The following is a 12,848-nucleotide window of genomic DNA, read 5'->3' as shown; positions in this document are numbered from 1 at the left end:
TGAGTCGCACTACTTTGATGTTTTTGACTCTTTGAGAGCTGGATTGTAAAATTCCTGAATTGCTTCGCCAATCGCCATCGCCCGAATCCTGTCAAAAAAACCTAATTAATCAACTTGCTTGGCGGGAAACCAAACTGTTTCTTGAAGCATCTACTGAAATATAATGGATCATTAAAACCAACTAAATCTGTTACTTCAGAAACATTGTATTTTTTGGTTTTTAGCAATTCTGCTGATTTTTTTAAACGAATGGTTCTGATAAATTCATTTGGTGCTAAATCGGTCAATTCTTTAATTTTTCTATATAATTTGGAAGAACTAACGCCCAGTTTGTCACATAAAAAATCGGTTGAAAGATCAACATCGCTTAAATTATCGTTGATTAGATTCGTTACTTTTTCCATAAACTCCTCGTCAATTGGCGAATGTGTCAGCATGCTAACTTTGCTTTCTACTTCGCCAGAGAATTTTTGTTTCAGATCTAATCTCGATTTGATCATATTTTCTATAACCGTTTTCAAAAGTAAAGGCTCAAAAGGTTTTACCAAATAACCATCAGCTCCAATATCATAACCTTTTACTTTATCCATATTTTCTCCCAACGCTGTAAGCATCACAACTGGAATATGACTTATAAAATCATCATTTTTTAATTGCTGGCAAAATTCCAATCCGTCCATAACGGGCATCATAACATCGGTTACGCATAAAATAGGTTTTATTTGTCGGCAGATTTTTAAGCCTTCTTCTCCATTTTCAGCATCATACACTTTGTAATAATCCGATAAATAATCGACCAAATATTTTCTGAGTTCTGAGTTATCTTCAATAACCAGAATCTTCTCTTTTAAATCTGTATTCTGAATAATTTTCTTGGCGACCTTTTCTGGAATCAGCATACTTAGATTGTCATTTTTAAGAGCATATTCAAACACTTCTTTATGTTCGTAAGATTCACGATCAATCGGAATTTCTACTTTAAAAGTACTTCCTTTTCCTGCAGTACTTTCTACAGAAATAGTTCCTTTATGAATGGCAACCAAAGATTTTACCAATGACAAACCAATTCCTGATCCAGTATTATTGTCTTTACTGTTTGAAGCTTGGTAAAAACGTTTGAAAATTTTATCTATACTTTTTAACGGAATACCAATTCCGTCATCTGTAACTTCAATTACCAAAATATCTTCAACCGTATCTTTTAGTCTCACATACAAATCTACATTACCATTTTTGTTGGTAAACTTCAAGGCGTTAGACAAAAGATTGTAAAGAATTTTATCGTATTTGTCATTGTCTAGCCAGCCATTTATTTCATCATCTTCAGAAATAAAATTGAGCTTAATTTTTTTATTATAAGCCATTTCCTTAAACGAATCGAAAATATTTTTTGAATACGATAAAATGTCCGTTTTGGTTACCTTTAGTTTTAATTCACCCGACTGCGCTTTTCTAAAATCCAAAACCTGATTCACCAAATTTAGCAATCGGCTGGCATTTTGATAAATTAAGTTATAACGGCTTTTTTCGTAATCTGTAGCATTACTGTTTTCATCCAAAAGCTGTTTTGCTGGACCTAAAATTAGCGTTAATGGCGTTCTTAATTCATGCGAAATATTGGTAAAGAAACGTAATTTCTCATTATTTAATTTTATGTCGTGTTCTCTGTTTACTTTTTCTGTGAGCAGCTCTTGTTTTAAACGAATACGATTCTTAATCTCTTTTCTAATGAAATAAAAAACACCGAATAAAATAGCAAAAAACATTAAAAAAGAAGTCGGCGTAAGCCAGAACGGAGGCAGAATTTTTATTTTATAAGAAACCGTTTTACTCCAATAACCGTCGCTATTGCTTGATCTTATCTTAAAAGTATAATTGCCTGGATAAAGATTGGTATATTGTACAATTCTAGATGTACTATTAACTGTTATCCATTCTTTATCAAAACCTTCTAACATGTATTGAAATTTATTCAATTTTTCGTTTGCGAATGAAGGTGCCGAAAACTGCAGAGAAAAGTTCCTGTTTTTATGGCTTAATTCGATTTCATTTCCATAATTTAAATCTTTAGAAAGCGGAATTTCTCCGTTGATTTCCATTTCTGGAAAAACTTCCTCATTTTGAATCTTAAATTCAGAAATAACAGGCAATGGCGACCAATTGTTTCTTTTCATCGCTGGCGGAGAAAAAGAAATAATTCCGTTTTTACCACCAAGAAAAATATTAGAATTATTAAAATAAAAGAAACCACTAGAACTAAAAACATCCAATCTGTTTCCGCTATTTACGTGATAAATGCTAATATCTTTTAAATTCGATTTTACAAAAGCAATATTATTATTGTTGATATTCAGCCACAAATTACCGTTGGCATCTGATAAAATATCAGTAATCCATTTTCCAGAAAGTTCCTTAAGATTTTTTACGGGTTCAAATTCGTTCTTTTTCGGATTGTACAAACATAGCCCAAAACGAGTTGAAGCCCAGATCTTTCCTTTAACATCAACTAAAACATCACTAACATTTTCGTCATGAGGAACACCTTTTTCTTTGATAAAAAGTGACGAATATGTTTCTATTTTTCCGGTATTGATATTGTATTTTACCACTCCCGTTTCTGTTGCAAACCAAACATTATTTTTGGTGTCTCTTTCAATAGCATTAATCTGAAAATCGGGTAAAAGTTTACTTGAAGTTTCTACTTGAAGTGTTTTAGTATTTAGAATTACAGCTCCTTCTCCAAATGAACCTACAATCATTTTATCATCTGTAATTTTTCTAAAGGCAAAAACAGGCGATTTCTCAAATCCTAAATTTATTTCTCTAGAAGAATTGCTCAAATAATTATAAACCAAAACATTGCCATCCCAAAGACCACAGTAAAAAATCTTTCCGTCTTCAGAATAAATACTAGCAATATCTTTTCCTGTGTTGTGCAGAGGTGTCGAACCTTTTATGTTAGAAATAAAAAGCCCGTTGTGATAAGTTGCAACAATTACTTTTTCATCATAGGTTTTGGCAAAACCTCTAATTCTAGGCGCTTGATTGCCAATAGAACGCGAAATATCTTTATTTAAAGTAAACTGATTCTCATACGGATCGTATTTATCTAAACCATCTTCGGTTCCAATCCATAAGACTCCAGATTTATCAAAATAAAGAGCCGAAATTAAATTATCGACAAGCGAAGTGTCATCTGAAAGAATAGAATAATACCATTTATAATTTCCTTTTTGAATGTCTTCTAATTGATCACAAACTAATAATCCGCCCAAAGTTCCAACCCAATATTTGCCATCAGGAGCCTGTGCAACAGAAATAAAATAAGGTCCTAAAGCACCTCTAACTTGTTTGCTTTCAATATATAGATTAACAAACTTATCGCTTGCTTTATCGAGTTTATACAAACCTTCACGAGTTCCAACAAAAATATCTTGTTTGGCATCTTCGTAAATAAAATTTAGGTATGGATTTTTTATATTCGAATTTGGAACAGAAAGCGTATAATTATTGATTTTCACAATCGCACCTTTCGCATCCATCGTAATTTTGGCTACAGATGATTTCTCATAACTTCCAACCCAGACATTTCCTTTTTTATCTTCAAAAATTTCTTTTATATATTCATAACCATTCAGTTTAATTTTTTCGAATCGGTTTTCTTTCAAAAAGAATAAATAAATTCCTTTCGTTTTGGTTCCTACCCAAACTCTTTCAAATTTATCTACATAAACGGCTCTAACTTCATCATCTGGCAAACTGTTTGGATCGTCTTTTTTATGAAAATAAGTAGTAAAAACATGCGTATCCATTTTGAAAAGCGTGAGTCCTTTTCGGGTACCAATCCAGAGATAATTATTTTTTTCATCCAGCTCTAAAGCCGTGATATCATCATTGTACAATTTGTTTTTACCAGGCGTAGAACTCATGTAATTTTTGAACTGATAACCGTCAAAACGATTTAGTCCTGAAAAAGTTCCAAACCACATGAAACCCTTTTTATCCTGTACAATATGGCGCACCGAATTATGAGACAATCCGTTATTATCATTATAATGCGCAAATTTTATATTCTGTGAATACGAATGATAAAAAAAGGCGGATAACAAGAATAATAAAAAGGATTTTTGGCTCATGGAAATAAATTATAAATGCAATTTAATCTTTTTGATTCAATAAATATTAAAATTATTTAACAGATAAATTATCAATTTTGTTGTTTTTTAAATCAATTCTGAAATGATTGGAAGGCTTGCCGTTCATGGTTTTCCAAAATATTTTGGCCCATAAAACCAACTTAGGGTTATTTGATTTCTTTAACTGTTTGCATATCAATTCATATTGCTTTAATCTCTTTTTTCCAATTTCAGAAAAAGCCAATTCATCGGCACTTTTTAATCTGTAAAAATCGAAAATCATATCAAAACCTGTCCATGATTCAAAATCAGAAAATGTTAGCGAATTCTCTTTCAAATCTTTAGAAACTTCATTTGCATTTTTATTCCATTCTAATAAATCTTTACCAGAAAGTTTCTCGATCGATTTTAAAAAATCTGTCGGAAAATCTTCGGGTAAGAATCGCAAACGAACTAATTCCTTTAGATGCCAATTGGTAAATGCCGCATAATCATTTGCTTTTAGAATTTCTTTGTTCCAAATGATGTTACTTTTAATAGCTTCCAAATGAGCATATTCTTCTTGATAAAAAGGAAATAAACTGTTGAATTTATTGACTTTACCAATTACAACAGTTTCTACTTCCAGATCATATTGAGAATGAATAGTCAATATTTTATAAGCTGGCATATAAGCCGCAAGCGATGGTGTTTGAATATTAAAAAGTGTATTTCCTTTTGCTGTTGTTCTAACTCCCGTATCGTTAATGTGCATATGTCCGCCAAAATGGATCTGAATTCCAGCATCGGCAAATTGCTGTGCTACTTCTTCATTTGGAACTCTTTGCAATTGCATTTTATTAGCACCGAAAAGCTGTTTTAATTCTGGCGAAGCATCGTCATTAAATTCAACCATCGGATAATGACTGAAAGCAATCAATATTTTTCCTTTTTGTTTTGCTTCTGCAGAAACCTTTTTTACCCAATTAATTAAATGGTTTTTATAAATCAGAACGTTATTATAACCTGTATTTGCTCCCGAAAAATCGTGCGGATTATTAGATTCTCCTGATAATTTTTCATTTGGAACATACGCATTTGCATCTATTGCCAAAAGCCAGATTCCTTTTATTGGTTCAACCAAATAACTGGCATCAGGCAAATACAAATTGGTGTTTTTTATTAAATACGTTCTTTTTTCTAAAACGGATTCTTTTTGAGCTTCTTCAAAATTATAATTTTCATAGCTGTAATTAGAAAAAGGAGTTTCCCAATACAAATCACTCTTCTTTGGAAAAAACCAAAATCACGCATTTCGCTAATGGTTTCTTTATAACCCCAATTTTTTATATCGGCAGTAATAATGGGTTCCAGTTCGCTTTTACTTTTATTAAAATTGTCTGGAGAACTGCTAATAATTTGTTCTTTTCCGTCTTTTCCTAAAAAATCTGTTTTAACAGCATCTTGAGCAAAAGGTTTTACAATATCATGATTTCCTGTAGTAACAAAGAATGAAATTCCGTATTTCTCGGAGTATTCATTTAGAATTTTTCTTAATCCACGAACGTGAACAGGCTGTCCGTCGTCGCTGAAATCGCCTGGAAGCACTACCTGTTTTATGCCTCTTTTTACAATATCATTTAAAGCTTCTAAAAAAGCAAAATAGTTTTCATTAAAAATTCTCGTAGAATGCAATTGAGAATTCATCGTTCTAATATTGGCATATTCGCCCGTTACAGGATTTGGAATGCCTTGATAATTATTGTCTTCAAATTTGGCATAAATATCTTGCAGATGAGCATCGGCTATAAAAGCAATCTGAATTTCTTTCTTAATGTTCTGCTGTGATTTGCAGGAATTTAAAGAAAGAAGCAGTACTAATATAATCGATATTCTAAACATGTGTTTTGTTTGTTTTTAATTTTATGATTATCCGTTATTTGTCCTATTTTAAAAATAGTAAGTCTGTAAAATCAAACGCGAATTAAACCGATTCGCTAACGCGAAGGCGCGGATTAAACCGGATTTTATTAATCTGTTTAAAAATATAAATAGATTATCCGTTTTAATCCGCGCCTTTACGAAATAAATCCGTTTAATCCGCGTCCTTGCTTAAAGGATAATTCAATTATTTTTTAATAAATGCTTCCAATTTATCTAAAGTGTTTAGTTCTGTTTCTCTTGCACTTGACGATATAATTGAAGTTTCTAAAGTTTTTGCAGGTTTTGAAATCAACAAATATTGCGTTCCATCGTCTGTTGTTTTCTCATAATCTTTCGGATTGTATATAATCGCTCCTCCTACTTCAACAATTTCTGCTGCAACGTCTTCTGGATGTTTTCCCCAAACTGCTATGTAATTAGCACCTTTTTTTGTTGCGCAATCTTTAAAGTAATTTACTCCTGTTGCAAATTGCACTTTTTCTCCAGTTAAAGAAACTGCTTCTACTTTCGCTTCTCTTTTACCAGAAAACACGGTAACACGAACTAAAATGTCTACTTTTTTTCCTTTGTAAGGAACGCCTCTTGAAATCATTTCCATCCAAGAAGTATTTTCTGTTTTTCCAACACGAGCCAAACGATTTGTTACCGGATTTAACGGCACCAATTTTTCGCCATCCCAAAGTTTTACTCCTCCTAAACCAACAGTAGATGCCACTTTATAGTAATCTGCTCCCCAGCCTTCTTTTTGCTGTTCTGGCGTTGGGTACCAATTTGCTTTTTTAATTCTAAACCTGGTTTAGCTTTAGAATAAACATCGATTGCTACTTTATCGCTGAAATAAATTCGCAAAGCCATCCATTCGTTTTCAATTGCTGGGCCGTGGTGTCCGATTGTTTTATATAAATCTCCTGATTCTGAGCCAATATCTGTTAGATACGTAATTTTATCAGACTTCATATACAAACTAGTGTCTGTATTATTTTGTCCGAAACAAATGCAGCAAAAAAGTAAAGAGGTTACGATAGATAATTTCATAATTTAAAATATTATAAGTTTAAGTGTAATTCCTGTAAATTTAAAAACAACTTTCAACAATCTACTACGAATTCTATCTATTGTTCTGAAATTATCAATTTATATCAAAATTGTGAAAAATCTTAAACTATAAAATTTCCTTTTTGCTTTTCTAATTGTATTTTTTTGCCACAGATTAAAAGGATTAGCACAGATTAAATTTGTTCATTTAAAAATCCTTATAATCTTTTTAATCTGTGGTTTTAAAACCAATTTAGTCTGTTAATAAAACAGTAATATTTTCTATTTTCTATTTTCTTTAATCCACAACTTTTACCAAGGTAGGATTAATTCCTAACGGATTCTTAATGATTTTACAGATTAAAGGGAACTCTGGATTTTTTACAATCCACATTTCGGTTTCGTCTATTTGCGCTCTTACATGCAATGTTTCGATTATTTTTCCATCAATAGAAACGTCGTTTTTATCTTCACTTTTATCTAGAACATAAGTTGTATTGTTGTAAACAAAGGAATTGTTTTTGACTAAATCCTGATAAGCTGATTGCGAAATCATAAAAAAAGTTTCTGTTGGTTTTAAGTTTAGAATTGGTGCATATTCTCCTTGATTAAAGCTTAAGGCATTTCCATTTTTTACTGCTTCAGGAAGCATTACTATTTTACTGTTTACGCCTCTTGTTTCCAATTTAAAAGCCAATGCATTATTTGACGTTTCGGCTGTAAGCTGTAAAGTTCTCGTTTGTCCATGCAGTTTACAGACATAATGCAGTTGGGTATTATTTTTTAATGTCGGAATATAATTCTGTGCTATTGTGGTTTGATAAAGAGCACAGAAAAGAATAACTAAAAATATATTTTTCATCTTACTTATCTTTTTATTTTGCCGGTGGTAAAATTGTCGTTCCCCAAGCTGAAGGTTTCGAATCCATTTCTAAAATCAGTTCTCCTCCATTCATAATATCATCATGCGTAATCCATGCTTTGTTGTATGGTTTTCCGTTTAACAAAGCGGTTTTGATGTATTTGTTTTTATCATTCATTTTTTTTGTGATGATTTTAAAACTTTTGCCGTTTTCTAATTTTACAAATACTTCCTTAATCAAAGGCGTATTGATTAGATAATAAGGTTGTCCTGCATTTGGATACAATCCCATCATGTGGAAAGCCAGCCATGAAGACATTGCTCCTGAATCGTCGTTACCTGGAAGTCCTTCTCTTGAAGTATTAAAATTATCCTTGATAATCGTTCTGATTCTGTCACTGCTTAAATACGGTTTCCCAATCCAGTGATATAAACACGGGGTTAAGAATGAAGGTTCATTGGCAACATTAAATAAATTATTGTCAAAGAAAATATCCAATCTGTTTTCAAATGCTTTTTCGCCGCCTGATTTTTTTACCAATTCCGAATATCGTGCGGCAAACTAAATGAATATTCCCATGAAGTTCCTTCGTAAAAGAAAACACACCAATGACAAACATACCAAGGCGATTCGATAATGACAGGCGTATATTTAAAAGTTGGCTTTTGGATTTTTGATTCGCCAAAAACAACATCATCCAGCCAGTTTCCGTCTTTGTCTTTTGGCATGATAAATCCTTTTGCTCCGTTATTTTCATAATCTGCTCGCCATAGATTCTGCCAATTTTCAGCTTGTTTTATGTATTGATTGTACAAATCTGTTTTGCCTAAACCTTTGGCAACTGTTGCAATATTATAATCGTTGTAGGAGTAATCTATGGTTCTGTTACCTGCTCTGTCTGTGCCATAAGGAACGTATCCTAGTTTAAGATAATCTAAAAGTCCGCCTCTTCCTTCTTTCTCTTCATTTCCACCAGGAGGCACTGTTGCATCTTTCAGCATTGCTTGAAGTGCTAATTCGTAATCTATTCCTTTTAAGTTTTTTACAAAAGCATCAGCAATTACTACCTCAGCGTTTGATCCTCCCTGAGTTCTTCCATTGTCATTACCGCTTCTTCCTTCTGGCATATAACCTTCGCGTTTGTAAATGTTCAGCATTGCATTAATGATTTCTACTTTTCGCTTGCTGTCAATCAATGTAATTAAAGGGCTTGATGATCTAAATGTATCCCAGATGGTATAAAAATCATCATAATAAGGCTCGTCATTTGTCCATAAAGGGTTTTCTCCTGTTCTGTCTACAGGCATAATCATCGTGTGATATAAACCTGTATAGAACATTTTCCTGTATTCGTCTGAGGTATCTTTAGAAAGCTGGATTCTGCTTAATAAATTTTCCCATTTGTTTTCTAAAGCCTTTAAAACTTCATTAAAATTCCAATGCGGAATTTCAACTTCTATATTATTCTTTGCTTTTAATTCGCTTAAAAATGAAATTCCGATTTTTACATTCAGCTCCTCTTTTCCATTTTCAAAAGAAAGTAAAGCTCGCTGTTTTCTTTCCTGAATCAAATTGCGCTTTTTGATTGTTATAAAATTTTCCGTCTTTGAAAGTGACATATTTAGCAATTGGCTGATCAAAAATAGCATAGAAATAAACGGTGTAAGCGCGTCCGTTGTTCCATCCTCCACGAATTCTGCTGTAACCTCTAACTTCTGTATCTGAAACTATTTCGATTTGTGAACCCACAAACTGTTGTGCTTCTCTAGCTTCTGGAATTTTTTCTTCGCCAAGAAAAAATCCAGGATCTATCTTTAATTCTTTTGATTTATTTTTTGGGTAGGTAAAACGGTAAAAAGAAACTTTCTCGCCAGTAGTGATTTCGGTTTTAATATTATTTTCCTTGAAAACCGTTTCGTAATACCCCAGTTTTACGTTTTCTTCTGCTCTAAAAGAAGTCTGGTCTATTTTGTCTAAAGCACCAGAAAATGGCATAATCTGGATATTCCCGTATTTTGGACCTCCGCCTGTTCCGCTTACGTGAACCTGACTGAATCCTGTTACTTCTTTTGGCATTGGAAGCCAGCCGCTGTTTGGACTCGAGGTGCAGTCTGGACTTGGTTTTACCATACCGTAAGGGCATGACGGCCCGATAAAAACTCTCCCTACTCCTTCTGAACCAATCATTGGATCAACATAGTGATGGACTGTTTGAGCGTTTGTGATTACGGTAAACAAAAATGATATTCCTAAAAGTATATTTTTACTGTATATTTTCATTACTTACTTATTTCTTTAAGAACTAAAAAACTTATTTTTTTACCACTGATTAAAAGAATTAAAATGATTTTACTAAGGCTGAAATTAATCTATTTAATCTTTGAAAGATCTGGCAAAATTTTACTTTGACATTTCTAAAATCAATTCGCCTCCATTGGTAATTTCCTGATGCGACAACGTAAAATCTTTTACCGCTTTATTGTTGTATCTGATGTCTTTTATGTACACATTTTCGGAACTATTATTATTGGCTTTGATGACAAATGTTTTTCCTGAATAATATTTCGAATTTAAATCAATCGAGATTTTATTGAAGATTGGGCTTCCTATTTGGTAAACAGCATCTTGGTCGGTTCCTCCATTCATTTGAAACAAACCTAATTTAAGTAAAACATTCAAACTTCCCATTAATCCTTGGTCTTCATCGCCGTTGTAACCTGTTGCTGGCGATAGTCCGCTGAAGGTGCTTTTTACTACGTCTCTTGTCCAATATTGCGTTAAATCTGGTCTTCCTAAAATGGTGAAAATATTCGAAGTCTGCATGGATGGCTGATTTCCAAAATTGACTGGAATTCTACTAAACTCCGGATGCAATTCTGCGTCATGAGAAGTGCCAGAAGTATAGTTTTGCTTTTTAGCCGTTTCAAATTGCTGATTTAATTTAGTTACAGCTTTTTCTTTTCCACCCATTAAATCAGCTAAACCAAGAATGTCATGTGGCACAAACCAAGTCGACTGTGCTCCGTTTGATTCTATAAATCCGTTTTCATATTGATACGGATCGTAGTTTTCTCTCCATTTTCCATCTACATTTTTCGGACGCATCCATCCAGTTGATTGATCGAAAACATTCTGATAGTTTTTGGATCTTTTCATGAAATACTTGTAATCGTCTTCGTGATTGAGTTTTTTTGCCAATTGCGCCAAAGTCCAATCTTGATAAGCGTATTCTAAAGTCTGGCTGGCTCCATCTTCATGGCTTCCAAAATTTCCATCAGGCAGCGGATACGGCACATATCCTTTTTCTAAATAATATTTTAATCCTCCGCCAATACTGGTTTTGTGTTCATAACCTGCTTTTGCCATGATTCCGCCTTCCATGTGTCCTTTTTTTAGCGCCACATAAATAGCTTCTAAATCATCTTTTACAATTCCTTTTTGAATGGCACTTACAATAAAAGGTGTTGCCGAAGCTCCTGTCATTACATAGGTGTCATTTCCGCCTGAAGGTCCGCGCGGAATAGAACCTCCATCTTTGTAATACTGCATTAGAGAATACACAAATTCTTCCATGATCTCAGGATATACCAATCCCCAGAGATTATTAATTGTCCATTGAGCACCCCAAAAAGCATCAGAATTGTAGTGATTGAATTTTGGTTTTCCGTCTGCTTTTAAAGGCAAATGTCCTATCCTGAATTTGTCCCCTGTATTATCAGGATAGGCTCCATTTACATCACTGATCATTTTTCTGCCTTGGAGAGCATGCCATAAATCAGTATAAAATCTTCTTTGATCTGTTTCTGTTCCTCCTTCTACTTTTATTCTTCCCAATAAATTACTCCATTCATTTCTAGAATCTTCAACAGTTTTATTAAAATCCCAGTGGGTTAATTCGGTATCGATGTTGTTATTGGCATTTTCAATTGAAGTATACGAAATACCAACTTTCATTAGTACTTGCGTTCCCTTTTTATTAAAATGAATTAAATAATTTCCTGTTGCGTTGTCTTTCTCTATAGAGGTTATTGGTTGTTCTGTTTTAACTTTAAAAAATACTGTCAAAGGTTTTGGACGCCTAAAATTGGTGCTTAAAACTAATGAACCAGAAAGTTCGAAATCATTGTTTTTTTCTAATTTTCCATTGGTGTTTTCACAAGGACCTAAAACGGTATTCAGATTAAAAAGAATTGCTTTTTGTGCCTTTGCTGGAAATGTATATTTATGAAAACCAACTCTTGGCGTGCTCGTTATTTCTGCTTTTATCTGATATCTATCTAGTCTTAACGAATGATAACCTGGTGTAATAATTTCTGTTTTATGACTGAATTTGGAATAAAAATCTTTAAAAACAGTTTGTTTGTTTGTGCTTGAGATTGTTACTGGCATTACTGATACACCAGACATTTGCCACTCGTGAACATGACTAAAACCTTTTACTGTATCTGTAGTATATTTATATCCGCCTCCCCAATCGCCATTGATTTCTGTATCGGGATTTAAGTTAACCATACCAAACGGACGACTTGCAGAAGAAAAGTAAAACCATCTTGAATTTTCGGTGTCCAACAACGGATAAACCATATCTGAGATTTGTTTCTTTTTTAAAGAAACAGCTTTTTGGGCGTTGCATGACACTAAAAAAATAAGACTTAAACTTATTCCTAGGAGTCCAATTTTATAGATTTTGTTTAGTTCCATTTATTTTCTGTATTGAATGGGGCGATATTGGTTTAGAACGATTTTATGTTTTTGATTTATCACAAAATCGAAAATATTAAGCATAAGGATGGCTGTGAGAATTATAGAATTATTCTCAAAAAAATGACAGAATGTTACAAAGCTTAATCTGTATAGAATTGTCCGAAATACTTTTGATTAAGCTTTGTTT

Annotated in this window: 6 protein-coding genes and 2 pseudogenes; all 8 read right to left on the bottom strand. The window is 33.0% G+C overall.

What is annotated here, in order from left to right:
• Positions 1-101: 101 nt before the first annotated feature.
• Positions 102-4,136: a hybrid sensor histidine kinase/response regulator transcription factor gene (locus P5P87_RS02660; RefSeq protein ID WP_278021465.1), complete on the bottom strand. Its 4,035-nt coding sequence runs from the start codon at positions 4,134-4,136 to the stop codon at positions 102-104.
• Positions 4,137-4,188: 52 nt separating this feature from the next.
• Positions 4,189-5,394: a hypothetical protein gene (locus P5P87_RS02655; protein WP_340696624.1), complete on the bottom strand. Its 1,206-nt coding sequence runs from the start codon at positions 5,392-5,394 to the stop codon at positions 4,189-4,191.
• On the bottom strand, positions 5,316-6,017 hold the full coding sequence (locus P5P87_RS25750) for a metallophosphoesterase (RefSeq protein ID WP_340696623.1): 702 nt from the start codon (positions 6,015-6,017) through the stop codon (positions 5,316-5,318). The genes P5P87_RS02655 and P5P87_RS25750 overlap by 79 nt, the downstream gene beginning before the upstream one ends.
• 226 nt (positions 6,018-6,243) lie before the next feature.
• Positions 6,244-7,016 (bottom strand): annotated as a pseudogene (locus tag P5P87_RS02650) (DUF4861 family protein).
• 376 nt (positions 7,017-7,392) lie between these two features.
• On the bottom strand, positions 7,393-7,956 hold the full coding sequence (locus P5P87_RS02645; RefSeq protein ID WP_198858013.1) for a hypothetical protein: 564 nt from the start codon (positions 7,954-7,956) through the stop codon (positions 7,393-7,395).
• Positions 7,957-7,969: 13 nt separating this feature from the next.
• A pseudogene (locus P5P87_RS02640) lies at positions 7,970-9,576 on the bottom strand (glycoside hydrolase family 92 protein).
• Positions 9,488-10,237: a hypothetical protein gene (locus tag P5P87_RS02635; RefSeq protein WP_278021464.1), complete on the bottom strand. Its 750-nt coding sequence runs from the start codon at positions 10,235-10,237 to the stop codon at positions 9,488-9,490. The pseudogene P5P87_RS02640 and the gene P5P87_RS02635 overlap by 89 nt, the downstream one beginning before the upstream one ends.
• Positions 10,238-10,357: 120 nt before the next feature.
• Positions 10,358-12,658, bottom strand: coding sequence for a GH92 family glycosyl hydrolase (locus P5P87_RS02630; protein ID WP_278021463.1), 2,301 nt, complete (start codon positions 12,656-12,658; stop codon positions 10,358-10,360).
• Between the last annotated feature and the right edge of the window lie 190 nt (positions 12,659-12,848).

Source organism: Flavobacterium ginsengisoli (assembly GCF_029625315.1).
Lineage (GTDB): Bacteria > Bacteroidota > Bacteroidia > Flavobacteriales > Flavobacteriaceae > Flavobacterium > Flavobacterium ginsengisoli.
This window is presented reverse-complemented; position numbering and strand designations above follow the sequence as displayed.